Source organism: Thermodesulfobacteriota bacterium, assembly GCA_040758155.1.
Taxonomy (GTDB): domain Bacteria; phylum Desulfobacterota; class Deferrimicrobia; order Deferrimicrobiales; family Deferrimicrobiaceae; genus UBA2219.
On sequence record JBFLWB010000088.1, the window covers coordinates 1 to 23,646 of the forward strand.

Annotated in this window: 21 protein-coding genes; 5 read left to right on the plus strand and 16 right to left on the minus strand. The window is 66.6% G+C overall.

Annotated elements, in window-relative coordinates; translation table 11 throughout:
• Positions 1–874, plus strand: an 874-nt coding sequence (locus tag AB1346_05150; protein MEW6719814.1) for a dihydrolipoamide acetyltransferase family protein, incomplete at its 5' end; no start/stop codon positions are given.
• A gap of 20 nt (positions 875–894) precedes the next feature.
• On the opposite strand, the gene AB1346_05155 is transcribed toward AB1346_05150, so the two are convergent.
• The 8 genes from AB1346_05155 to AB1346_05190 all read right to left on the minus strand — a co-directional run bounded on the left by AB1346_05155 (position 895) and on the right by AB1346_05190 (position 9,874).
• Complete coding sequence (locus tag AB1346_05155; GenBank protein ID MEW6719815.1) at positions 895–2,934, minus strand: response regulator; 2,040 nt, start codon at positions 2,932–2,934, stop codon at positions 895–897.
• Positions 2,931–3,326 carry a response regulator gene (locus AB1346_05160; GenBank protein ID MEW6719816.1) on the minus strand — a complete coding sequence of 132 codons (396 nt, stop codon included), beginning with the start codon at positions 3,324–3,326 and terminating at the stop codon, positions 2,931–2,933. The genes AB1346_05155 and AB1346_05160 overlap by 4 nt, the downstream gene beginning before the upstream one ends.
• Before the next feature lie 9 nt (positions 3,327–3,335).
• Positions 3,336–4,445: an ATP-binding protein gene (locus tag AB1346_05165; protein MEW6719817.1), complete on the minus strand. Its 1,110-nt coding sequence runs from the start codon at positions 4,443–4,445 to the stop codon at positions 3,336–3,338.
• Positions 4,446–4,605: 160 nt separating this feature from the next.
• Positions 4,606–5,682: a tartrate dehydrogenase gene (locus AB1346_05170; protein ID MEW6719818.1), complete on the minus strand. Its 1,077-nt coding sequence runs from the start codon at positions 5,680–5,682 to the stop codon at positions 4,606–4,608.
• Positions 5,683–5,696: 14 nt separating this feature from the next.
• A complete protein-coding gene (locus AB1346_05175) occupies positions 5,697–6,806 on the minus strand; it encodes a mandelate racemase/muconate lactonizing enzyme family protein (GenBank protein MEW6719819.1) in 1,110 nt (369 codons plus the stop codon).
• Between the two features lie 81 nt (positions 6,807–6,887).
• Complete coding sequence (locus AB1346_05180; GenBank protein ID MEW6719820.1) at positions 6,888–7,856, minus strand: tripartite tricarboxylate transporter substrate binding protein; 969 nt, start codon at positions 7,854–7,856, stop codon at positions 6,888–6,890.
• 31 nt (positions 7,857–7,887) lie between these two features.
• Complete coding sequence (locus tag AB1346_05185) at positions 7,888–9,393, minus strand: tripartite tricarboxylate transporter permease (GenBank protein MEW6719821.1); 1,506 nt, start codon at positions 9,391–9,393, stop codon at positions 7,888–7,890.
• Between the two features lies 1 nt (position 9,394).
• The gene (locus AB1346_05190) at positions 9,395–9,874 is read right to left on the minus strand and encodes a tripartite tricarboxylate transporter TctB family protein (protein MEW6719822.1); all 480 of its coding nucleotides are present in this window, start codon (positions 9,872–9,874) and stop codon (positions 9,395–9,397) included.
• Between the two features lie 285 nt (positions 9,875–10,159).
• Between AB1346_05190 and AB1346_05195 the strand changes: the two genes are divergently transcribed.
• Positions 10,160–12,070, plus strand: a complete 1,911-nt coding sequence (locus AB1346_05195) for a sigma 54-interacting transcriptional regulator (protein ID MEW6719823.1) — start codon at positions 10,160–10,162, stop codon at positions 12,068–12,070.
• On the opposite strand, the gene AB1346_05200 is transcribed toward AB1346_05195, so the two are convergent.
• From AB1346_05200 to AB1346_05215, 4 genes are read right to left on the minus strand one after another with little or no spacing between them, the layout of a single operon-like run.
• Complete coding sequence (locus AB1346_05200) at positions 12,018–13,931, minus strand: PAS domain S-box protein (protein ID MEW6719824.1); 1,914 nt, start codon at positions 13,929–13,931, stop codon at positions 12,018–12,020. The genes AB1346_05195 and AB1346_05200 overlap by 53 nt on opposite strands.
• The gene (locus AB1346_05205) at positions 13,924–14,655 is read right to left on the minus strand and encodes a 4Fe-4S double cluster binding domain-containing protein (protein MEW6719825.1); all 732 of its coding nucleotides are present in this window, start codon (positions 14,653–14,655) and stop codon (positions 13,924–13,926) included. The genes AB1346_05200 and AB1346_05205 overlap by 8 nt, the downstream gene beginning before the upstream one ends.
• Positions 14,652–15,017 (minus strand): nitrous oxide-stimulated promoter family protein, encoded by a 366-nt coding sequence (locus AB1346_05210; GenBank protein MEW6719826.1) that lies wholly within the window; start codon positions 15,015–15,017, stop codon positions 14,652–14,654. The genes AB1346_05205 and AB1346_05210 overlap by 4 nt, the downstream gene beginning before the upstream one ends.
• An 18-nt stretch (positions 15,018–15,035) precedes the next feature.
• Positions 15,036–15,647, minus strand: coding sequence for a superoxide dismutase (locus AB1346_05215; protein MEW6719827.1), 612 nt, complete (start codon positions 15,645–15,647; stop codon positions 15,036–15,038).
• 204 nt (positions 15,648–15,851) lie between these two features.
• On the opposite strand from AB1346_05215, the gene AB1346_05220 reads away from it, so the two are divergent.
• Entirely contained in the window at positions 15,852–16,343 is a 492-nt protein-coding gene (locus AB1346_05220) for a universal stress protein (protein ID MEW6719828.1), read from the plus strand.
• Positions 16,344–16,368: 25 nt separating this feature from the next.
• Here AB1346_05220 and AB1346_05225 read toward each other — a convergent pair whose 3' ends face one another.
• Positions 16,369–18,177, minus strand: coding sequence for an acyl-CoA dehydrogenase family protein (locus tag AB1346_05225; GenBank protein ID MEW6719829.1), 1,809 nt, complete (start codon positions 18,175–18,177; stop codon positions 16,369–16,371).
• A 140-nt stretch (positions 18,178–18,317) separates the two neighbouring features.
• On the opposite strand from AB1346_05225, the gene AB1346_05230 reads away from it, so the two are divergent.
• Both AB1346_05230 and AB1346_05235 read left to right on the plus strand, forming a co-directional pair.
• Positions 18,318–18,815, plus strand: a complete 498-nt coding sequence (locus AB1346_05230; protein ID MEW6719830.1) for a cytochrome P460 family protein — start codon at positions 18,318–18,320, stop codon at positions 18,813–18,815.
• 90 nt (positions 18,816–18,905) lie between these two features.
• Positions 18,906–21,434: an ATP-binding protein gene (locus AB1346_05235; GenBank protein MEW6719831.1), complete on the plus strand. Its 2,529-nt coding sequence runs from the start codon at positions 18,906–18,908 to the stop codon at positions 21,432–21,434.
• Positions 21,435–21,437: 3 nt separating this feature from the next.
• Here AB1346_05235 and AB1346_05240 read toward each other — a convergent pair whose 3' ends face one another.
• The 3 genes from AB1346_05240 to AB1346_05250 form a co-directional block, all read right to left on the minus strand.
• Complete coding sequence (locus AB1346_05240) at positions 21,438–22,091, minus strand: fumarylacetoacetate hydrolase family protein (GenBank protein MEW6719832.1); 654 nt, start codon at positions 22,089–22,091, stop codon at positions 21,438–21,440.
• Between the two features lie 15 nt (positions 22,092–22,106).
• Positions 22,107–23,309 carry a tetratricopeptide repeat protein gene (locus AB1346_05245; GenBank protein ID MEW6719833.1) on the minus strand — a complete coding sequence of 401 codons (1,203 nt, stop codon included), beginning with the start codon at positions 23,307–23,309 and terminating at the stop codon, positions 22,107–22,109.
• Positions 23,306–23,646: hypothetical protein (locus tag AB1346_05250; protein ID MEW6719834.1), on the minus strand; the 341-nt coding region annotated here is incomplete at its 5' end. The genes AB1346_05245 and AB1346_05250, both read right to left, overlap by 4 nt.

The window sequence follows — 23,646 nt, forward strand, 5'->3', positions numbered from 1 at the left end:
GGCCGCCCCGGGACCCCGGCCCGCGACGGCGGGCGCGACGGCGACCCCCTCCGTGCGCAAACTCGCCAGGGACCTCGGCGTGGACATCGAATCCGTCGCGGGAAGCGGCCCCGGAGGGCGCGTCACCGAGGACGACGTGCGGGGGGCGCACGCCGGAAAGCGGGGGGAGCCCTCCGCCCCGAAGGCCCCGCCGGCGGAGCGCAGACCCCTTCGCGGGAAGCGGCGGATGATCGCGAAGAAGATGGTCGCCGCCAAGACCCGCGTCCCCCACGTCCTGCTCGTGGACGAGGCGGAAGCGACGGCGATCCGGGAGCTGCGCGCGAAGGCCCGGGAGGCCGGGGAGCGGGAAGGCGTCAAGGTGACCGTCCTCCCGTTCATCATCAAGGCCGTCGTGGCCGCCCTGAAGGAGCACCCCGTCCTGAACGCTTCCCTGGACGAGGAGCGGGAGGAGATGGTCCTGAAGAAGTCCTACGACATCGGCGTGGCGGTCGACACGGAAGACGGTCCGATGGTTCCCGTCGTGCGCAACGCGGACACCTTGTCGATCCTGGACATGGCGCGGGAGATCCACCGGCTGGCGAACGCGGCGCGGGCGGGGAGCATCGCGCCCGGGGACCTGTCGGGCGGCACCTTCACGGTCACCAGCATCGGCTCCATCGGGGGCCTGCTCAGCTACCCCATCATCAACGTGCCGGAGGCCGCCATCCTGGCGGCGCACAAGATCGTGTCCCGCCCCGTGGCGCGGGACGGGAAGGTCGTGCCCCGCGACATGATGTACCTGAGCCTGTCCTTCGACCACCGGATCGTCGACGGCGGGGAGGCGGCGCGCTTCCTGAACGACGTGATCCGGCGCATCGAGACGCCGGAGGGGTAGCCCGCATTTCGAAATGCGGGCTACTTCCGGTCGAGGACTTCCCGCACCTTCCTCGCCAGGGTGGCCAGCCCGTACGGCTTCTGGAGAAACGGGATCCCCGGGCGAAGGACGAAGGAGTCGTGGATCGCGTCGGCGGAGTAGCCGCTGAGGAACAGGACCTTGAGGTCCGGAGACGTGGAAAGCATCTCGTCGTACGCCTGCTTTCCGCCCATCTTCGGCATGACCACGTCGAGCACGGCGATCGCGATCTCGCCCGCGTTCCGGCGGAAGACCTCCACCGCCTCCTCGCCGTCGCAGGCGGTGAGCACCCGGTACCCGAGGGAGCCCAGCGTCCTCTCCGCGAGCCGCCGGATCGATTCGTCGTCCTCGGCAAGCAGGATCGTTTCGCTCCCCCCCTCGACGTTTCCGGGCGGTTCCACGGCCTTCGCGTCCGGCGACGCGTCCACCGTCGGGAAATAGATCCGGACCCTCGTCCCCTTCCCAGGCTCGCTGTAGACATGGATGAACCCGTTGTGCTGCTTCACGATCCCGTAGACGACCGCCAGCCCCAGCCCGGTCCCCCGGTCCGGCCCCTTCGTGGTGAAGAACGGCTCGAAGATGCGCTCCCGGGTCGCCTCGTCCATCCCGGTCCCAGTATCGCTCACCGAGAGGACCGCGTAACGGCCGGGTTTCATGTACGTATACTGTTTCACGTATGCCTCGCCCAGCCGCTCCTCTTCCGTCTCGATCGTGAGCAGGCCGCCGTCCGGCATGGCGTCCCGGGCGTTCACGACCAGGTTCATCAGGACCTGCTCCATCTGCCCCTGGTCGGCCCGGATCGTCGGAAGGCCCCCGGCCAGCCGGGTGCGGATCTCGATGTCCGCCCGCAGCACCTTCCGCAGAAGCTTTCCCAGGTCGGCGACCACCCGGTTCAGGTCGATGTTGCCTGCCTCGATGATCTGGCGCCGCGCGAAGGTGAGGATCTGCCGGGTAAGCACAGACGCCCGCTCCGCGCCGGCGAGGATCTGGTCGAGGTCCGCGATCGCTTTCGGATCGTTCGCGATCCGGCTTTTCAGCATCTCCCCGAAGCCCAGGATCGCGGTCAGGACGTTGTTGAAGTCGTGGGCGATCCCGCCGGCGAGCGTGCCGACGGACTCCATCTTCTGCGCCTGCTGGAACTGCGCCGTCAGCCGCAGATTCTCCGTGATGTCGCGCTTGACCGCCACGTAGTTCTCGATCCGCCCCGAAGGGTCGCGGACCGGGGAAATGGTGGCCTCCTCGGTGTAGAGCGTCCCGTCCTTGCGCCGGTTGACCATGCGGCCGGTCCAGGTCCTCCCGGACGAGATCGTCCCCCACATGTCGCGATAGAAGGCCTCGTCCTGCCGGTCGCTTTTCAGGATGCGCGGGTTTTGCCCGATCGCCTCCTCCCGGCTGTAGCCGGTCACCGTCTCGAAGGCCGGATTGACGTACCGGATGGCGCCCGCGGCGTCGGTGATGACGATCGCCTCGCCGGTCTGCTCGATGGCCGCCGTGAGCCGGACGCGCTCGGCCTCGGTCCGCCGGTGCCCGGCCGCTTCCCGCTCCAGGCGCCGGCGGGTTTCCTCGAGCTGGGCCATCTTCTCCTCGAGCTTCCGGACGAGCGCCTCGTTGTACACCTTGAAGAAGACCGTTTCGTCCATCTGCGGCGCGTCGGCTTCCCGCCGCTCCGTCCTGCCCCCGGCAAGGACCTCCTCGATGACCCCGAGAATCGCCTCCGGCTCCTGCGGCTTGACGATGAACCGGTCCGCCCCGAGCCCGAGGGCGAACTCCTCGTCCTTGGGATCGGTGTAGGTGGCGGTGTAGAACAGGAACGGCACGTCCTTCAGCCGCTCGTCGCGCCGGCACCGGCGGCACAGGTCGAAGCCGTCCATGACCGGCATGAGGATGTCGGAGACGATCGCGTCCGGACGTTCCCTCCGGGCCCTTTCCAGCGCCTCCGCCCCGTTGGCGGCCTCCGTGACCTGGTAGCCGCTTCCGGCGAGAAGCGTCCGTAGCATGTAGCGGTTCTGCGGGTTGTCGTCGACGATCAGGATGGTCTTCAATGCCCACCTCCCCGGGCGCCGCGATCGCCCGGCAGGAAATGTTCGACCTCCCCAACGAAAGTCTCCGGGTCGATCGGCTTTTCGATGTATCCGGCGCAGCCGGCGGCCAGGGCGCGCTCCCGGTCCCCGGGCATCGCATAGGAGGTCACGGCCACGATGGGGATCCCCGCCGTGCCGGGATTTCCCTTCAGCTCCCCGGCGACGGCGTACCCGTCCATCTTCGGAAGCTGGATGTCGAGGAGGATCAGGTCTGGACCGATCCGCGCCGCCAGGGAGATCCCTTCGAGGCCGTCCCGCGCCTGGACGACCTCGTGTCCCGCCTTCTCCAGCATGTACGTCGCCAGGTAGAGGTTCTGCTCGTTGTCCTCGATGACCAGGACCGTGCTCCCCATGGCCGTTCCCTATTCCTTCCCGAGCGGCAGCGTGAACGTGAAGACGCTTCCGGCGCCCCGCTCGCTCTCCAACGAAATCCCGCCCCCCATCCTCTCGACGAGCTTCCTGCAGATGGACAGCCCGAGCCCGCTCCCTTCATGGTTGCGGGTCAGGCCGGTATCGATCTGCCGGAAGGGTTGAAACAGCTTTTCCAGGTCTTCCTTCCCGATGCCGATGCCCGTATCCGCAACCCGCGTCACGAGCTCCCGGCCCCGGACGGCACATTCCACGCGCACCCGCCCTTTCCCGGTGAATTTCACGGCATTGTTCAGCAGGTTGATGAGGATCTGCTCGAACCGGCGCCGGTCGCCGACCATCTCCCCCGCCTCCGGAGACACCTCCCATGCAAGCGAGAGCCCCTTCTTCTCCGCCTGCGGCGCCACCATGCTCACCGCATGCCCGACGGACTCCCGCACGACGAACGGCTTCGCCTCGATCTCGAGCTGGCCGGCCTCGATCTTCGAGAGATCCAGGACGTCGTTGATGAGCTCCAGCAGGTGGCGGGCGCTCCCCTGGACCATCCCGAGCTGCTTTTCCTGCTCCGGGGTCAAGGGCCCCGACAGCCGCTGGAGCAGGATCCCCGTGAACCCGATGATGGAATTGAGCGGCGTGCGCAGCTCGTGCGACATGGTGGCGAGGAAGGCGGACTTCAGCCGGTCCGCGGATTCGGCGCGCTCCTTGGCCGCGGCCAGGTCCGCCGTCCGGTCGTTCACCCGCTGCTCCAGCCCGGCGTTGAGGCGGCGCAGCTCCTCTTCCCGACGGGCGAGCGCCTCGAGCGTCCGGCGCTGCCTCCCGAGCGTCTTTTCCAGGTACCAGTAGGCGAAGACGGCCGTGACGACGACATACGCCGCGCCCTTCAGCGTCTGGTGGCGGGTGATGGCTTCCGGGGATCCTCCGAGGATCAGGATCGCCTCGTCGGAAAAGTAGATCCACGCCCCCCCGAGGAGCAGGTACAGGACCGCGAACAGCGGGGCAGCCCATCGGCTCGGAAAACGCGAACTCTTCTCCAGACGCGTTTCCGTATCGCACCTCCCCGATCCGGACGGGAACACGTTCGCGAACGCGCACCGGGAGACCACCGCAAAACAATGGAAAATATCATACCGTGGAAATCGTTGTCCATCAAACGCGGTTTCGGGGGGAGGCTGCCGTACCGGACCGGAAAAGGGCCGCCGGCGGATCGCGCGGCGGCCCTTTCCTTGCTTCCGGTTATGGAAAACGCAGGGTGCCGGAAATCTCTTACAACGTCCGGACGAGATCGACGACGGCTTTCCCCATCCGCTCCGTCGACGCGTCGCCGCCGAGGTCCCGTGTCCGGATGTTCTTTTCCCCGATCGCGACCTCCACGGCCTTTTCGATCGTCCTCGCCGCCTCGGGATATCCGAGGTGCTCGACCATCATCGCTCCCGTGAGGATCTGGCCCACCGGGTTCGCGATCCCCTTCCCGTAGATGTCGGGGGCCGAGCCGTGGACCGGCTCGAACGTGGACGGGAACGCGCGCTCGGGGTTCAGGCTGGCCGACGGCGCGACGCCGAGGCTGCCCGCGAGCGCCGGGACCAGGTCGGAGACGATGTCCCCGAACAGGTTGCTGCAGACGATCACGTCGAACCGCTCCGGGTGCGCCACGAGCGTGGCGCAGAGGGAATCGATGTGGTACTGGTCGGTCCGCACGTCCGGGTATTCCTTCGCCATCGCCCGGAACAGCTCGTCCCAGTACGGCATGGTGATGCAGATCCCGTTCGACTTCGTCACGGAAGTGACATGTTTCCCTTCCCTCTTCCTCGCCTGCTCGAAGGCGTACCGCATCACGTTGTGCACGCCCCTCCGGGTGAAGACCGACTCCTGGATGCAGAATTCCCATTCCGTCCCCTCGAACATCCTTCCGCCGACGTTCGAGTACTCGCCCTCGGTGTTCTCCCGCACCACGAGGATGTCGATCTTCCCTCCCTCGATCTTTCGCAGGGGGCTCTCGATCCCCTTCATGGTCTTCACCGGCCGCACGTTCGCATACTGCTGGAAGCCGCGCCGGATCGGAACGAGCAGCCCCCACAGCGAAACGTGGTCCGGAACCCCGGGGTAGCCGACCGCGCCGAGGAAAATCGCCTCGTAGCCCTTCAGGATCTCCAGCCCGTCCTTCGGCATCATCTCGCCGGTCTTGTGGTAATGCTCGCAGCTCCAGGGGAACGGCGTCCAGGCGAACCGGAAGCCGAACCGCTCCCCGGCGGCGTCCAGCACCTGCATGCCCGCCGGGACCACTTCCTTGCCGATCCCGTCCCCCATGACCACCGCGATCCTGTGCTCCTTCACCGTTGCCATTTCCAGTCTCCTTTTCATTCGACCCGGTACTTCCGGACGATCTCCTCGGGGATCTCCAGCCCCAGCCCCGGCCCCGCGGGCGGGAACAGCCGGCCGTTCTCGACCCGCGCCGGCTCCGAAAACGCCGCCGCGACCCAGGGCATGTACTCGATGGGCGCGGATTCCATGACGCCGCAGGCGACCTGGATGGTGGTCTCCATCATGTGGTGGGGCGCCAGCGGCAGCCCGGCGACGTCGCCCAGCGCCGCGATCTTCACCAGCTCGGTGATCCCGCCGACCCGGACGATGTCCGGCTGCAGGATGTCGGCCGCGCCGGCCCGGATGTACGCGTCGAACTCGAAGCGCGACCCGAGCGTCTCCCCCATCGCCACGGGGATGTCCAGTTCGGCCGCGAGCCGCGCGTGGACGGGGATGTGCTCGCACAGCATCGGCTCCTCGAACCAGGCGACGCCGAGCTGCTCCAGCTCCCGTCCCACCCGCATCGCCGTCGGGAAGTCCCACTTCTGGTTGGCGTCGACCGCGATCCACGCTTCGTCGCCGAGGGCCTTGCGCACCTCGCGGACCCGCCGGATGTCCTTCCGGTAATCCTCGTGGCCGATCTTCATCTTCACGCCCATCATCCCCCGGCCGAGGTACGCTTCGAACTCCTTCAGCATCTCGGGCACGGTCATGTACAGCCAGCCGCCGTCCGACCCGTAGCAGGGGGCGCTCTCCCGGCGGCCGCCCAGCAGCTTGTGCACCGGCAGCCCGGCGACTCGCCCCTTGATGTCCCAAAGCGCCATGTCCACCGCGGACATGGCCTGCGTCACCAGCCCGATGCGCCCCACCGTCTGGAGCCGCCGGTACAGCTTGTTCCACAGCCGCTCGTTGTCGAGGGCGTCCTCGCCGGCCAGCAGCGGCGCGAAATCGTCGCGGAGCACGCAGCGGGTCGCGGTGTCCCCGCCCAGCAGCGACCAGGAATATCCCAGCCCCCGCACCCCGTCCACGGTGGTGATGATCACCACCGGCATGTTGATATGGCTCACCGGGCCGCCCTTCTTCCCGCTCGACGACCCCGACTGCATCGGGCGCGGCAGCGGCATGCGCAGCAGCTCGGCTCTCACTTCCTTGATGCGCGTATCCATGGTTTCACCCTTTTCGAAGATCGAGGCCCCTCCCCCGCGGCGGGGGAGGGGCCTCCGTCCGGAACCTCGTCCGCGGGGCCCTTACTTCTTCACCCGGCCCAGCTCCTTCATGATCTGCTCGTACTCGACCATCTTCTTCTTCACCAGCGCCAGCGACTCCTCGGGGCCCATGAACAGGGTCTCGAAGCCGTACTGGTCCATCTTCTTCTTCACTTCCGGGTCCTTCATGGTCTTGTCGAAGGCGGCGGCGAGGACCTTCACGATCGCGTCCGGCGTTCCCGGGGGGGCGGCCACGCCGCGATAGGCGCCTTCCACGATGTCATACCCCTGCTCCTTGAAGGTCGGCACGTCGGGGATGACCTCCATCCGCTTCTCGGAGGCGATCGCAAGGAACTTGAACTTGTCGCGGTACTGGATGACCATCGGGGAATAGGACATCAGCGCCGTCACATGGCCGCCCAGGAGGGCCGGCACGGCGGAGCCGGTCCCGCCGAAGGGGACGTAGGACAGCTTGATCCCCGCGGCCTTGTTGAGTTCGGCGACGCCGAGGTCGTTGGCGGAGGAGGAGCCGCTGCCGCCCACCGTGATCATGCCGGCGGGGTTCTTCTTGGCGTACTCGACGAACTCCTTCAGGGTGTTGAAGGGGCTGTCCTTCCGGACCATCAGCACGTTCGGCGTGGCCTCGAACATGTAGACCTGCTTGAGCTCCAGCGTTTTATACCCGGCGTCCCCCATCTCCATCGGCTGGAGGATCGTGTGCGGGAGGTTGTGGCCGGCGATCGTGTAGCCGTCCGGCGGGCTCTGGACCAGCTCCGACCAGCAGAGGGCGCCGCCGCCGCCGATCTTGTACTGGATGGACACGTCCACGCCCAGGTTCTTTTTCAGGGCGGCTTCCTGGATGCGGGCGGTGATGTCGGACTCCCCGCCGGGGTTGAAGCAGATGTTGTAGGTGACGCGCTTCTTGGGGAAATCGGCGGCGTTGGCCGCGCCGGCCGCCATGACGGCGCATGCGGCCAGCAGGACGACGAGCGCTACGGCGAATCTCTTCATGTCCTCCTCCTTCGCTGATGGGTTGACGGACTCAATCCGTTTCCTCTATGGCGACTTCCGGCGCTTTCGTGCGCATCTGGATCCAGATCCCGCGGGCGATGGAAAGTAAGGCGAGCGCCATGAACACGGCCGAGATGGGGCGGGTGAACAGGATGAGGACGGATCCCCGCGACATGAGCATCGACTGCCCGAGCGAGGTCTCCATCATCTGCGCGATGACGGTCGCCAGCACCATGGGCGCGATGGGGTACCCGAACTTCCGCATGAAGTAGCCGATGCCCCCGAAGAGCATCATGACCCACACATCGTACGCCTGGAACCGGATGCTGTAGGTGCCCAGCACGGAGAAGAAGACGATCATCGGCCCGAGGATGTAGAACGGGATGACGCAGATCCTGGCCCACATCCCCACCAGCGGAAGGTTCAGCACGATCAGCATCAGGTTGCCGATGTACATGCTGGCGATGATCGCCCAGACGAATTCCGGGTTCTCCTTGAAGAGCATCGGGCCGGGCTGTAGGCCGTACATCATCAGCCCGCCGAGCAGGACCGCCATCGAGGGCGCCGTGGGGATCCCGAACGAGAAGAGCGGCACGAAGCCGGCGGTCGAGGTCGCGTTGTTCGCCCCCTCCGGCGCGGCGACCCCCTCGATCGCCCCCTTGCCGAAGCGCTCGGGCGTCTTCGACAGCCGCTTTTCGACGTCGTACGCCACGAAGGTCGTCACCGACGGGGTGACGCCGGGGAGCAGCCCGAGGAAGAAGCCGATGCCCGACGAGCGCAGCATGGCGCCCATGCTCTGCTTGATGTCGGACCAGCTCGGCATCCAGCTCCCGATCTTCTGGCTGATGGCGGTGATCCGCGACTCCACGTTGATCATGACCTCGCTGATCGCGAAGAGCCCCACGATCACGCTGATGAAATCGACTCCCGCCAGCAGCTTCGGGAACCCGAACGTCAGCCGGGCGGCCCCGGTGAGCGGGTCCTGCCCGATCAGGGCGGTCGTCAGGCCCAGCGCCATGGAGATCACACCCTTGAGGAGGGCGCGCCCGGAGAGGCTGATGATCAGCGTCAGCGCCATGAACATGAGGGCGAAATATTCCGGGGGGCCGAACACCACGGCGACGTCGGCCAAAAGCGGCGCGAAGAAGGTGAGGCCGACCAGCCCGAGCGTCCCCGCGACGAAGGAGGAGATGGCGCAGATGGCGAGCGCCGGGCCTGCCTTTCCCTGCTTGGCCATTTCGTAACCGTCGATGGCGGTCGGAACGGATGAGGCCTCCCCAGGGATGTTGACGACGATCGCGGTGGTCGAGCCGCCGTACATGGCGCCGTAGTAGATGGCGGCCATCATGATGATCGCCGAGGTCGGCGGAAGCACGGTGGTCAGCGGGAGGAGGATCGCGATCCCGGAGGCGGGGCCGATGCCCGGGAGCACCCCGACCAGCGTGCCGATGAAGCAGCCGACCAGCGCCCAGAAGATGTTCTGCATGGAAAGGGCGGTCGCGAATCCCTGGAGCAGATGGTCGAAGGAAAAGCTCATGTCATCCCTCCAGGATCCGTTCCAGCAGGGAGCCGACCGGGAAGGAGAGCTCCAGCAGCTGGATGAACACGACGTAGGAGATGACCCCGAGGGAAACGCCTGCAAGGACGGCGACGCCCCATTTCTCCGGCTTCAGGAACCAGGTGGTGGCGGTGACGTAGAGGAACGTGCTGATGGGCAGCCCGAGCGGCTTCATGAGGAGGATGTAGGCAGCCAGCAGGACGAGGTTGACCGCGACGATCACGGCGCCCCGGCGGTCGGGCCAGTGGATCCCGGGGTCCTCTCCCCGGAACCGCCAGGATTTGAAGGCCAGCCCGGCGCCGCAGAGGAAGATGACGATGCCCAGCACGGAAGGGAAGAAGCGTGGGGAGAGCGCCCGTTCCACCCCGATGCGGATGTTCGAAGCGGCATACAGGATGAACAGCCCGAGAGCGGCAAGGAAACAGCCCACTCCGATATCGGCCTGTCGGATCGTCTTCACAGACACCTCCGGATCGCCATGGGCTCGATTTGCCCCCTCATTTTAGCGAAACGATTTTCGATCCGATAGGCCGAGGTATCGCAGCGCGGCATCGGCATCGGCGTGCCCGGGGACATGTTCAACATCCGTGCCACATCACGCCCCCGGGATGATTTCCCTAAGCATTCGTATTCGCAGAAAAATTGGGGCCGCCGGCCGCGCGGGATCCGGTTGCATGTCGCCGATTGTTGCCATGTCGCGCAACATGTGCTACGTAATGCGACATCTCTCCTTCAGGAGTCCGGCATGAGCATCGTTTTCATCGCGCCGCACCGGGAAATGGCCGAGGAATATCGCCGGATCCTCTCGTCCGTCCCGGGAAGGATCGAGGTCGTCGAGGCGCTGCTCAGCGAGGCCGTCCCTCTCGCTCGGCGACTCGAAGGGCGGGCGGAGGTCATCGTCGCCCGCGGCGGGACCGCGATGCTGCTGCGGAAGGAGCGGATCAAGACGCCGATCGTCGAGATCCACCTGACGACCACCGACATCGTCCAGGCGCTGGCCCGGGCCAGGGACGAGGCGCGGACGGACGACCCCGTGATCGCCGCGGTCGCCTTCCCCAACATGATCCAGAACCTGTACGATTTTCTCCCCTTCCTGAACCTCAACCTCGTCTGCCACACGGTCGCCTCCGAGGAGGACGTTCCCCGCCTCGTGGAGAAGGCGATCGCGGACGGGGCGCAGGTCATCCTGGGCGGGGCCATCACGTCGATGGCCGCCCGGGAGCGGGGCGTGCCCGCCATCCTGCTGCAGTCGGGCGAGGCGTCGATCCGCCTGGCGCTCGACGAGGCGCAGCGCATCGTGTACGCCCGCCGGCTCGAGGCCCACCGGAGCAACGAGCTGAAGGCGATGCTCGAGTACGCCTACGAAGGGATCATCGCGATCGACCGGGAAGGGAAGGTGACGATCTTCAATCCCGTCGCGCAATCCGTGACGGGGATCCGGCGGGAGGACGCGGTCGGCCGCCCCGCGGACCAGGTCATCCCCCGGATCTGCTTCCGGGGCGCCCTGGAGAGCGGCAGCCGGGACATCGGCGAGATCGTGGACTTCGGTCCCTCCAAGGTCATCGTGAACCGCATCCCGATCCGCGTCGGCGGCGAGATCGCCGGCGCGGTGGCGACCTTCCAGGACATCACGAAGATCCAGTCGCTGGAGGAGCGGATCCGCCGGGAGATCTACAGCCAGGGGCACGTCGCGAAGTTCCGCTTCGGCGACATCCACGGCGGCAGCCCCCCGCTGCTGGAGGCGATCGCTTCCGCGAGGCGTTACGCCCGCGTGGACTCCACCGTCCTCATCCATGGGGAGACGGGGGTGGGGAAGGAGCTCTTCGCGCAGAGCATCCATACCGCCGGAAGCCGGAGCGGCGGCCCGTTCGTCGCCGTGAACTGCGCCGCCCTGCCGGAGGCGCTCCTGGAAAGCGAGCTATTCGGCTACGTGGAAGGGGCGTTCACCGGGGCGCGGAGGAAGGGGAAGCCGGGGCTGTTCGAGCTCGCCCACCACGGAACCATCTTTCTCGACGAGATCTCCGAGATCCCCTTGAGCCTGCAGGGGCGGCTGCTGCGCATCCTGCAGGAGCGGGAGGTGATCCGGCTGGGGCACGACCGGGTGATCCCCGTCGACGTGCGCGTCCTCTGCGCCACGAACCGGGATCTGCACCGGCACGTGGAGGAAGGAAACTTCCGGCGGGACCTCTACTGGCGGCTGAACGTGCTCAGCCTCCACATCCCTCCCCTCCGGGAGCGCCGGGACGACGTCCTGCCGCTGATGTCCCATTTCCTCGACGGCCTCTCGCCGTCGGGGCGGCACGGGATCGATTTTTCGGACGACGCCCTGTCTTTCCTCGCCCGGTATCCCTGGCCGGGCAACGTGCGGGAGCTGCGGAACCTCTGCGAGCGGCTGACCGTGGCGCACGCCGGGAACGCCGTGGACGCGGCGCTCCTGACGCACCTGCTCGAATACCGGGATTCGCCGCGGCCGCCCCGCGGCGGGTCGAGGGACATGGAGGCGATCGAGCGGGCGCTGGCGCAGGCCGGGGGAAAGATCGCGCGGGCCGCCGAGATCCTCGGCGTCCACCGCGCGACGCTGTGGCGAAGGAGGACGGCGCTCGCTAATCCTGCGCAAGGACCTCGCGGACCTTGGCGGCCAGGCTCTGGACGGTGAAGGGCTTCTGGACGAACCGGACCCCCTCTTCCAGCACCCCGCGGCGGGCGATGACATCGTTGGTGTACCCGGACATGAACAGCACCTTCAGGTCCGGGCGGATTTCGACGGCCTTGCCGTACAGTTCCTTGCCGTTCATTCCGGGCATGACCACGTCGGTCAGCAGCAGGTCCACGCGGCCGGCGTGGGACGCCAGCGCCCGCAGCGCCTCCTCGCTGTTTTCCGCCGCGAGGATCACGTATCCCTGGCGGCCCAGGATGGCCTGGGCCAGGCGGCGCACCTGTTCGTTGTCCTCCACGAGGAGGATCGTTTCCATGCCTTCCGTGCCGGGCGGGTTTTCCGCGGGAGGCGCCTCCGCCGGGGCTTCCCCCCCGGCGACAGGGAGGCAGATCCGGAACGTAGCGCCCCCGTTCGGCTCGCTTTCCGCCCAGATGTAGCCGTCATGCTGCTTGACGATGCCGTATACCGTGGCAAGGCCCAGCCCCGTGCCGTGCTCTCCCTTCGTGGAAAAGAACGGCTCGAAGATCCGGTCGAGCGTCTCCTTGTCCATGCCGCAGCCGGTGTCTCGTACGGTCAAAAGAACGTACCGTCCCGGCTTCATGTAAGGCCGCGCGGCCGGGCGGGAGTCGTCCGTCCGCTCCATGGCGGTCTCGATCGTCAGCCGGCCGCCGTTCGGCATGGCGTCGGCCGCGTTGACGACCAGGTTCAGGAGGATCTGCTCGATCTGGCCGGCGTCCGCCGACACCGTCGGAAGGTCCGGCGACAGGACGATCTCCATGACGGTATCCTCACGGACGGAGCGCCGCAGCAGCTTCTCGAATCCCCGGATCGTCCGGTTGATGTCGACCGGCTTGAATTCGAGGGTCTGCTTGCGCGAAAAAGCCAGGAGCTGCCGGACCAGGTCCCGCGCGCGGAAGCCGGCGCGCAGGATCTCGTTCACCGCCTCGCGACGGGCATCGTTGGCGCCCAGGTCCTGCATCAGGATTTCCGCGTAGCCGAGGATGGGCGACAGCATGTTGTTCAGGTCGTGGGCCACTCCGCCCGCCAGCCGGCCGACGGCCTCCACCTTCTGGGACTGCCGCATCTGCTCCCGCATGCGGACCTCTTCCGTGATGTCCCTCGATACGCCGCAAAGCCCCACAACCCGCCCGGAGGCGTCGCACACCGGGGATTTGCTGGTGTGGAAGGTCGCCGGGACGCCGTTGAGCATGCGGGTGTGCGCCCCCATGTAGGGGCGGCCCGACAGGACCTTCCGGTCCACCTCCTGGATCCAGCCGGCGGCTTCCTTCGTCCAGAGATCGGCATCGGTACGTCCGACGATCTCGTCCCTGGAAAGCCCGAACATCCGCATCATCGCCCGGTTGCAATGGGTGTAGCGCAGATCGGCGTCCTTGAGGTAGATGGCTTCCTGGGCCGAGTCGAAGATGGCCCGAAGGCGCGCCTCGCTCTCGCGGAGCGACGCCTCCGCCCGCCTGCGTTCGGAGATGTCCCTGCATACGCAGAAAATCAGCTTCCGGCCTCCGCACACGGCCGCGTTGGTGCTGATCTCCACGTCCAGCAGGGTGCCGTCCTTGCGGCGGTGGAGCGTTTCGAAGTGATCCCCGGTCTCGTCGATGCCCTGCAGCATCCCCGCCAACTGGTCCCGCGTGAACTGATGGTCCCAGTCCCAGACGTGGAGGCGCCGGACCTCCTCCGGGGAATACCCAAGCATCTCGGCGAACATCCGGTTCGCCTCGTAGACCCCTCCCTGATCGTCCAGGACGACGATGCCGTCGCGGGACTGCTCCATCAAGATCCTTCGCCACGCGGCCTCCTCTGCCAGCGCCTCTTCGGCGGTCTTGCGAAAATCTCCTTTATCCATATCTCCCGCCCCTCGCGCCGGCCGATCCATGCTTTTCCGGCGCCCGGGAATCCGCTCGCAACCCGTAAGGGCAGACCGCCGCGCAGATCCCGCAATTGTGGCCTCCGTGGAAACGCGCGTAATGCTCCTTTTTCCACCGGTCGCACGCACCCGCGTCCAGAAGCTCCTCGCGCGGCGATCCCGGGCGCCACGCGTTGCCTTTCAGCGCCTTCGCGGGGCATGCGTCCACGCAGACCGCGCAGCGGCCGCAGAAGCTCCTCTCCGCCGGCACGCCGCACGGCATCTCCATGTCAGTGAAGACGGTCCCCAGCCGGACCCAGGGGCCGAACGCCCGCGTGACGAGCTGGCAATGGCGGCCGATCCAGCCCAGCCCGGCCCTCGTCGCCGCGGTCTTGTGGGGGAAATCTCCCCGGATTCCCACCGGGTCGGTGCGGTCCGAAGCGGAAAGCGGCCGGGAGCGGAACCCCCGGGCCTCCAGCTCCTCCGCCAGTGCGGCGGACAGACCGTCGATGAGGGCGTTCACCCGGGCATACTCTTCGGCGTACTCCCGGTTCGGGCCGTTCCGGATTCCCGACATGATCCGGGGATCCATCGGGACGGCGAAGGAAACGGCGAAAGGAAACGTTTTCCCGCTCCCGTCGGCCGGCGTGGGGAAGCCGCGCAGATCCGCCGCGCCCCACAGCGAAATTCCGCGCGACTCCATCCAGCCGTGAAGCCACGTCACGGATGCGCCTCCTTCCTCCCCCCTCCCCTGCCGTCCAGGAAGTGGTACAGCGAAAGGATCGGGTGGCGCCAGGCCATGCGCGGCCCCGCGTAGCGCATCACGCTCCGGATCTTCTCCCGCATCGCCGGCTGGTAGCAATGCACCGGGCAGTTCAGGCATGTGGGCTTGTCGTCGCGCAACGGGCAGCGGTCCACCCTCCGGACCGCGTAGTCCCACAGGTCGGAGCATTCCACGCACAGCTCCCGCCCCCCGCCGTGGCAGCCGCGGCAATACATCCCGATCATCGTCCGGACGGTCTTCAGCTCACGGCGGAGGCGGCGCTCTATGGGGTTCGGCACGTCCATATGCAAGGCGGTTGTCATCCATTATAGCAGCCGATCCTACGACTTGGCCCGCGCGAAGTTCTCCGCGGCCTGCGCCCAGTTGACGGTGTTCCACCACGCCTCGACGTACTCGGCGCGCCGGTTCTGGTACTTGAGATAGTAGGCGTGCTCCCAGACGTCGATCCCGAAGAACGCCTTGCCTCCGTCCAGGATCGGGTTGTCCTGGTTCGCGGTCGATTCGATGACGAGCTTTCCCCCCCGGATCAGCAGCCACGCCCATCCGGACCCGAACCTGGAGAGCGCGGCCTGGGAGAACGCCTGCCTGAACTCCCCGAAGCCGCCGAACGCTCCCTTGATCGCGTCGGCGAGTTCCCCCGACGGCTCCCCGCCCCCGCCGTTTTTCATGAGGTTCCAGAACATGGAATGGTTCATGTGGCCGCCGCCGTTGTTGCGCACGGCCGTGCGGACGGCCTCCGGCACTTTCCCGATCTGCGCGAGCAGCTCCTCGACCGTCAGTTTCTGGAGGTCGGGATGGCTTTCGAGCGCCTTGTTGAGGTTCGTGACGTAGGCCCCGTGGTGCTTGTCGTGGTGGATCTCCATCGTTTTCGCATCGATGTACGGCTCGAGCGCGTCGAAAGCATATGGAAGAGGCGGCAAAATGTGCGCCATCGTGCGGATCTCCTTCCCGCCGGGCTGTCTCCGGCGAATCTTTCCTGATTAGATGCGTTGGAAACGCGGCCCCGATTCGGGCGCATCCATCCTTTTCGATGCGCAAGGGTGTCGGGACGGACAGAGGCGGCTGCGGAATCCGGACGGCATGCCGATGCATCATCATTTATACGAAGGCGTCGGAAACCAACAAGGAGAAGGGAAATGTACAAAAATATCCTGCTATCGACGGACGGCCTGGGGAAATGCGTCTATGGAACGTGCCATGGAGTCCTCCTCGCCAAGGATCTGGGCGCAAAGGTGACGGCGATCTGCGTCACCAAGGATCTTCCGCTGGCGCAGATCCAGAAGTTCTACGATGCCGAGATCATGACCGCGCACTCCGCCGCGGAGGTCGCGCGGGGAGTGAAAAAACGCGCCGAGGAATTCCACAAGGAGCTGGCGGAGAAGGCGCTGGAGGTCGCGGAGCGGATGTGCGCGGAGAACGGCGTAGCGTGCGACACGATCCACTTCGCCGGCGAACCGCCCGAGGAGGCCCTCCTGAAGGCGGCCGGGAAAAAGAAGTGCGACCTCATCTACATATCGACCCACGGCAATCCCGGGCTGATGGATACCCTGTTCGGGGACGTGGCGACGAAGATCCTCCGCCATTCGAACATCCCCGTCCTGGTGCACCACTGCGGCGGACCGGGCTGAACCGGAAGGCCGACGCGCGAGGGGCTCATTCCAGCCAGGAGTGCCGCCCTTCCAGGACGTTCATCGCGACACGGTACGTCCTTGCGTCGTCGTTTCTCCAAAGCTCCCGGAAGCACCCCTCCACGCGCCGGCGGGCCGCCCGGCAGAAGAGGTCCGCCAGCTCGACGGCTTCCCGATGGTTCCGGCTCCCGTCGACGCCCATGCGGTGGGCACGACAGACCACGGCGCCGACGGCGAACAGGTCGATGCCGGCCTTCACGATCCGGCGCAGGAACGCCTGCTTCCGCGCCAGCCCGGCCCGGTGCAGCAGCATCCCGTAAAAGATCGCCCGCGACAGGCGCCGGCTCGCCCGCTCGGCGAAGCGCAGGTGGGGAGCCAGCCTGCCGAATTCGACGTACTTCGGCCAGCACGCCCAGCCGATGAAGCGGGACGGGTACCACGCCGCGTAGAACGCCGCGATCCGCGGCAGCGCTATCCACTTTTCCCCGGCGGGGACCTTGGGATCCACCAGGGCGCGGGCCACCTGGAAATGCCGGTCCACGGCCTCCCGCGCCAGGAACAGATGCATGATCTCGGTGGACCCTTCGAAGATCCGGTTGATCCGGCCGTCCCGCAGGACCCGCTCCACGCCGATCGGCGGCTCCCCGCGGGCCGCGAGCGAGGCCTCGGTCTCGTATCCCCTTCCCCCGCGGATCTGCATGGCGTCGTCCACGACGCTCCAGCCCCATTCGGTGCCGAACTCCTTCGCCGCCGCGGCTTCCATCCGGATGTCGTACCCCTTACGGGCGGAGAGGCGCGCGGCCAGGTCCGTGACGGCTTCCACGGCGAACGTCGTGGCGGCCATGTTCGCGAGCTTCTGCGCGATCGCCTCGTGCTTCCCGACGGGGCGTCCCCACTGCACGCGCTCGCTGCTCCAGGCGCGGCAGATCTCCAGCATCTTCTTCGCGACGCCCACGACGCAGGCGGGCAGGGCGAGGCGCCCGGTGTTCAGCGTCGCCAGCGCGATCTTCAGCCCCTCCCCTTCCCGGCCGATCAGGTTCTCCTTGGGAACCTTCACGTCGGTGAAGCGGAGCACGCCGTTCGCGAGCGCACGCAGCCCCATGAAGCGGCACCGCGGCCCGACGCGGACGCCCGGCGAGTCCGTCTCCACGACGACGGCGCTGATCGCCCCATCGGAGGGGCTCCGCCCCATGACCACGACGAGTTCGGCAAGGGTCGCGTTGGTGCACCACAGCTTCTCTCCGTTCAGGAGATAATGGTCGCCGCGGTCTTCGAGCGTCGTCGACAGGCGGGCCGGGTCGGATCCGACGTCCGGCTCGGTGAGGGCGAACGCGCTGACGGCCCCCCGCGCGACGCGCGGCAGAAACCTGCGCTTCTGCTCCTCGGTGCCGAACTCCTTGAGCGGCTGGGGAACGCCGATCGACTGGTGGGCGCTGAGCAGGGCGGCGAGGTTCCCGCAGGTCCCCCCGAGCAGCTTCATCGCCTCGCAGTACTCGGGCTGGGTCAGCCCCAGCCCGCCGTATTCGACGGGGATCTTCATCCCGAAGGCGCCCAGCTCCCGCAGTCCGTTGAGTACGCGGGCGGGGTACTCCCCCGATGCGTCGATCGCGGCGGGATCCACCTCCCTGCGAAGAAACTCCTTCAGCCGCCCGTGGAAATCGGCGAATTCGGGCCGTTCGGGCGACTCCGGAAACGGATGGATCAGGTCGAGCCGGAAATTGCCGAGGAACAGCTCCTTGAGGAAGCCGGGCTCCCGGAGGTCGGCCTGGCGCGATGCCTCCACGACCTCCATCGCCTTCTCCTCGCCGACGGTTCGCCGCTCGTCGTGTTTCATCGCGATGGCCTCCCGGCAGGGAATTTCGTCTCCCTACCTTCATTTATACCGGGAAAACGCCCCGAATCGCCGCCGGACGAAAAAGCATCGATATCGATATTCCATAGGTGGAACCCCCACCCAAAATCGGAGGTGTCGTAATGAAGGAGCGTATCGGTTCCCGGAGGCGGTCCGTGCGGATTCTCGTCCCATCCCTCTTCCTGGCGGTCCTGGTCCTGTCTCCCGTCATCGCCCTTTCCGGGGAAGACGGTCCCCCGAAGGATTTCCGGTCCTGGGTGCACAGCAAGTCCACCGTCGTGGCGGACAAGGCCAACCCTCTCCACGGGTTCCACAACCAGTACGTGAACAAGACGGCCCTCGCGACGCTGAAGAAGGGGAGCGAGTACAGGGACGGCGCGATCTTCGTCGATTCGGTGAACGCGGTCGAGGAGAAGAACGGGATCTATTTCCCCGGGGCGAAGGCCAAGGTGCTCGTAATGAAAAAGAGCGGGAAGGCGAAATCGACGGGCGGCTGGGTCTTCCAGGCGTTCGATCCGGCCGGCAAGCCGCTGAAGATCGATCCGGTCAAGGACTGCTTCGAATGCCACATGAACGGCGCGAAGGAATCCGGCTTCGTGTTCCACAAGTACACGGAATAGGCGCTTCCGCCAGGCCCGCCCCCCCTCCGAAAGGGGCCGCCGAACCGGTAGGCGGCCCTTTTTTCGCTAAATATTTCACGCAAATGACCGATGAATAAAACGGTATTGCACGGCCTGCACCTCATGGAGGGGAAATCGCGCGTGGACAAGGACCACCGGGCCGCGATCCTGAGAGAACAGCTTCGACTCGTCATCGAGCAGATCCCGGCGATGCAGACGGGAGCCTGCGTAGCCGCCCTCGTCCTCGCCTATGTAGTGCGAAACATCCATTCCCCCGCAAGGATCGCTCTCTGGATCGCGCTGATGTCGGCGGTCACCCTGGGCCGCCTGTTCCTGTACCGCGGCTTCTTCAGGACGGACCCGGATCGAATCCCGGAAAAGACATGGGAAAATATCTACCTTGGACTGTCGATCTTCTCGGGAGCCGTCTGGGGCGTTTCCGCCTTTCTCCTGATGCCGCTCGACGACGTGGTGCTCATGATGTCCTTCCTGCTCGTCGTGGCCGGCATATCGGCGGCCACCACGGTTTCGCACACTTCCCTGAGATTCGGCTCCGCGGCATATATGGTCCCGGCGTTGTCGGCCTACGCCGCGCGCTTTCTCCTGCACGACGGGGAAGCGCAGCGCACGATCGGCCTGCTTGCCATCGTGTACCTGTTCACCATCCTCGGCTACTCGCTCAAGCACCACCGGATGATCCGTTCCGCCATCGCGCTGAAATTCGAAAACCGGGAGCTGCTCGAGGAGGCGCGCCGAAGCGAAGAGCGGTACCGCATCCTCTTCCAGAGATCGCCCGTCGGGATCTTCCTTTACGACGATCGGCTGCGCGTGACCGAATGCAACGACCGCTTCTGCGAAATCCTCGGCTCGCCGCGGGAAGTGCTGATCGGCCGGGACATGAACGAGGTGAAGGACAAGCGCATCCTCCCTGCGCTGGCGGCCCCGCTCGAAGGGAAGGACGGGTACTACGAGGGCCGGTACCATGCGATGCTGCGCCCGGCGGTCATCTCCGCCCTCATGCACACCGCCCCTTATCGCGGGGCGGACGGGACGATCTGCGGCGGGATCGGGATCGTCGAGGACGTCACCGGACGGAAGCGGACCGAGGAGGAGCAGCGGATCTTCGCATCCCTCGTCGACCACAGCACCGACCTGATCGAGATCGCCTCCCCGGAAGGAGAGGTGTTCTACCTGAACCGGGCGGGGCGGGAGCTGGCCGGCATGGACGGCCCCGGGCAAGAGGCGGTCGGGGCGGCGGGGGGCGGGTATGCGCTGGTCAAGGATTCCGAAACGCACCTGGAGATGCTGAAGTCGCTCCGGGAGAAGGGAACGTGGAGCGGCGAGACCGTCATCCGGCATTTCGGGACGGGATTTCCGGTCCCCGTCGAAGTGCACTCCTTCGTCATCAAGGATTCCGAAACCGGCCAACCGACCGCGGTCGCGTCGATCGGACGCGATCTCACCCTCCGGAAGAAGATGGAAGAGGAGATGGTGCGGTCGGAGAAGCTGGACTCGATCGGCATCCTGGCGGGAGGCATCGCCCACGACATCAACAATCTCCTGACGGCGATCATCGGGAACGTCACGCTGGCGAAGATGTACGCGAACCGGCACGGGGAGGTGCACAAGCGGCTGGAGGAATCGGAGAAGGCGGCGTTCCGGGCGAAGGACGTGGCGCAGCAGCTCCTGACGTTCTCGAAGGGAGGCGCTCCCGTCAAGCGGATCGTCTCGATCCGGGAGCTGGTGAAGGAGTCGGCCGGCTTCGCCTTGAGGGGCTCGAAAGTGAAGTGCGAATTCTCTTTTTCCGACGACCTGTGGAACGTCGAGGCCGACGAAGGGCAGCTCAGCCAGGTCGTGAACAACCTCCTGATCAACGCCGCCCACTCCATGCCGGAGGGCGGAACCATCCAGGTGTGCTGCAGGAACATCGCCGCGGACGAAGACCGCCTGGTCCCCGGAGCGGGGAACCATGTGGGCATTTCGGTCATGGACCACGGAATCGGCATCCCGAGCGAGAACCTCTCGAGGATCTTCGACCCCTACTTCACGACGAAGCAGAAAGGAAGCGGCCTCGGGCTGTCCACCGCATACTCCATCGTCAAGCGGCACGGGGGGCACATGTCCGTGGAATCGGACCCGGGGATCGGCACGACGTTCCTTTTCTGCCTCCCCGCCGTCGAGGGAGAGGTTCCGACGGACGATCTTTCCGAGGAGCAGGTCATCGCCGGGAAGGGGAAGGTCCTGGTGATGGACGACGAGGAATCGGTCCGGGAGATCGCCCGGGAGATGCTGGGGGTGATCGGCTACAAGGTGACGATCTCGCGCGACGGCGCGGAAGCCGTCGAAGCCTATCGGAAGGCGATGGCGTCCGGGGAGCCGTTCGACCTGGTGGTGATGGACCTGACGATCCCGGGAGGGATGGGCGGCCAGGAAGCGATCCGGAGGCTGCTGGAGATCGATCCGGACGTGAAGGCGGTCGTCTGCAGCGGATACTCCACCGACCCGATCATGTCTTCCTACAAGACCTACGGATTCCGGGGGGTCATCCGGAAGCCGTACGGGATGAAGCAGCTCCACAAGACGCTGAACGACATCCTGATGCCGGCGTCCGTGGGATAAAGGTCAACGAACCGCCACATCCAGAGTCGCGACGCCCGGGATCTCCGCGAACAGCCGGTCGCCCGGCGCGATCCGGCCGACGCCCGCGGGGGTCCCGGTCAGGATCACGTCGCCGGCCTCCAGCGTGAAACGTTCCGACATGTGGCGGACGATGTCGGGGATCCGGTGGATCATCATCGACGTGTACCCGTCCTGGCGCGTCTCCCCGTTCACCGCCAGCCGGATCCGCAGCGCGTGGGGATCCGGCACCCGGGAGGCGTCGACGAAAGCCGAGAGCGGGCACGCCGTGTCGAAGCCCTTCGCGATCTCCCACGGGAGCCCTTTCTTCTTCAGTTCCGCCTGGACGTCGCGCAGGGTGAGGTCGATCCCCACCCCGTACCCGGCGATGTGGCGCATCGCCCGGTCCGCCGGGATGTCCTTCCCCGTCGTCCCGATCAGGAGGGCGAGCTCCACCTCGTGGTGGCAATCGCGGGACCAGGGCGGGATCACGACCGCCTCCCCGTCGCCGATGACCGACGAGGACGGCTTGATGAAGATCACCGGCGCTTCCGGGATCTCGTTTCCCAGCTCCCGGATGTGCTCGGCGTAGTTTCGGCCGATGCAGAGGACCTTGCCGATGGTGTATTCGCGGCCGTCCGCGATGCGCGCGGTTTTCATGATTACTAATATATCCTAACGGAGCTCGTCGCTCTCTCCGGAGGCTCCCTTGCCGGAAGCCGGCTGCATCGCGGGAGCCGCGCCGGCCCGGTCCGCTTCGACGGCGCCGCGGGCGCGCCTCGCCAGCGGCTCGGCCAGGGGATCGGTCAGCACCTTGGCCTCGATCGAGCCCACGTCGACCGAAACGCCGCGCTGCACGCCCTCCCGCAACACCGACAGCTCGACCGGGGAGCCGGGGAGGAGCGCCGCGGCCATGCGGACGAATTCCCCGATGTTCGCGACGGGTTTCCCGTTCAGCGACTCGATGACGTCCCCTTCGAGAAGACGGGAGCGGGACGCGGAACCGGCCGCCTCGAGTCCGGCCACCAGGACGCCCGCGCCGGAGCCCTGCGCCCGGTTGCGCACATCGATCCCCAGGTATCCTTCGCCGCCTCTCAGTTGCCACGCCTTCTGCCGCTCACCGGTGTGATAGTGGATCAGGATGGTCTCCCAGTCGCCGCGGTCCTGGATCTCCCGGGCCTGCCGGATCATGGCCAGCGCCGAGATCCCGTCGTCCACGCCCGCGTAGGCGAACGCCTTCCCCGTCAGGGCGTCCCGCAGCGCCGTCCTGTTCCCCGGCTTGATGATTCCTGCGGCCTTGTTGAAGTCCTTGAGCGCCTCGCGGAACCTGCCGAAGCGGTAGTTCGTCCATCCGCGCCCCCGAAGGGAACTTTCGTTGTCCGGGTCGAGCTGCAGGGCGGACGAGAAATCCTCCATGGAACGCTCGTACATGCCCTTCTGGTAATAGGCCCATCCCCGCCCCCGCAGGGCGCTTTTCCGGAACCGCTCGTTGCCGGCCACCTTGTCGAAATCGACGATGGCCTTGTTGTTTTCGCCGAGGTAGTAGTGTGCCCATCCCCGCCAATAGCGCGCGTGGGCCAGCGACGGGTCGAGCTCCAGCGCCCGGTCCAGGGACGCCAGCGCATCCCTGTTTCGGCCGGCTTCCGACTGGGCGCTGCCGAGGTTGGACCACAAGACCGCGTCCGACGGGTTGATTTCCACCGCTTTCCTGAAGTGCTTTTCCGCCGCGGCGTAATCTCCCTTGTTGAAGGCTTCGATCCCCTGGGCGTTCCACCGGCTGTCCTTGCCGCCGGCCGCAAACGACGGCGGCGCCGCCAGCGTCGCCAGGAGGATCAGGCACAGCCGGATCGGAAATCTTCCCCTCGGTTCCGCGTTCATTCGGATGCCCCCAGTTCCCCCAGCCGCCGCTCGTAGAAGCTGACGTTCTTGCGCACGCGCTCGATGACGCTGTCCCGGGTGCCGATCATGAAGCTGCCGTTGCAGTCCAGGTCCATGCGGGGGAATTTGCGCTTTCCTTCCTCGAGGCACTTCAACCCCTGCCGCGCCGAGCGAAGCTCCTCCCGCACGGAGACGATCTCCTTTTCGCGCCGGATCCGCTCCTGCTCCTCCTTCCGGATGCGCTGCTCCTCCTCCCGCCGCCGGCGCTCGACCTCGGCCTCGATCCTGGCGGTCTCCTGCCGGTAGGCCTCTTCCCTCCTGCGTTCGATCTCCCGCC

What these genes read in the sequence shown, in the direction of transcription:
- AB1346_05200 (MEW6719824.1), bottom strand. Translation starts at nt 13,931, where the DNA reads ATGGATAAAGGAGATTTTCGCAAGACCGCCGAAGAGGCGCTGGCAGAG.
- AB1346_05160 (MEW6719816.1), bottom strand. Translation starts at nt 3,326, where the DNA reads ATGGGGAGCACGGTCCTGGTCATCGAGGACAACGAGCAGAACCTCTAC.
- AB1346_05220 (MEW6719828.1), top strand. Translation starts at nt 15,852, where the DNA reads ATGTACAAAAATATCCTGCTATCGACGGACGGCCTGGGGAAATGCGTC.
- AB1346_05225 (MEW6719829.1), bottom strand. Translation starts at nt 18,177, where the DNA reads ATGAAACACGACGAGCGGCGAACCGTCGGCGAGGAGAAGGCGATGGAG.
- AB1346_05235 (MEW6719831.1), top strand. Translation starts at nt 18,906, where the DNA reads ATGAATAAAACGGTATTGCACGGCCTGCACCTCATGGAGGGGAAATCG.
- AB1346_05245 (MEW6719833.1), bottom strand. Translation starts at nt 23,309, where the DNA reads ATGAACGCGGAACCGAGGGGAAGATTTCCGATCCGGCTGTGCCTGATC.
- AB1346_05210 (MEW6719826.1), bottom strand. Translation starts at nt 15,017, where the DNA reads ATGACAACCGCCTTGCATATGGACGTGCCGAACCCCATAGAGCGCCGC.
- AB1346_05180 (MEW6719820.1), bottom strand. Translation starts at nt 7,856, where the DNA reads ATGAAGAGATTCGCCGTAGCGCTCGTCGTCCTGCTGGCCGCATGCGCC.
- AB1346_05175 (MEW6719819.1), bottom strand. Translation starts at nt 6,806, where the DNA reads ATGGATACGCGCATCAAGGAAGTGAGAGCCGAGCTGCTGCGCATGCCG.
- AB1346_05170 (MEW6719818.1), bottom strand. Translation starts at nt 5,682, where the DNA reads ATGGCAACGGTGAAGGAGCACAGGATCGCGGTGGTCATGGGGGACGGG.
- AB1346_05240 (MEW6719832.1), bottom strand. Translation starts at nt 22,091, where the DNA reads ATGAAAACCGCGCGCATCGCGGACGGCCGCGAATACACCATCGGCAAG.
- AB1346_05215 (MEW6719827.1), bottom strand. Translation starts at nt 15,647, where the DNA reads ATGGCGCACATTTTGCCGCCTCTTCCATATGCTTTCGACGCGCTCGAG.
- AB1346_05195 (MEW6719823.1), top strand. Translation starts at nt 10,160, where the DNA reads ATGAGCATCGTTTTCATCGCGCCGCACCGGGAAATGGCCGAGGAATAT.
- AB1346_05185 (MEW6719821.1), bottom strand. Translation starts at nt 9,393, where the DNA reads ATGAGCTTTTCCTTCGACCATCTGCTCCAGGGATTCGCGACCGCCCTT.
- AB1346_05230 (MEW6719830.1), top strand. Translation starts at nt 18,318, where the DNA reads ATGAAGGAGCGTATCGGTTCCCGGAGGCGGTCCGTGCGGATTCTCGTC.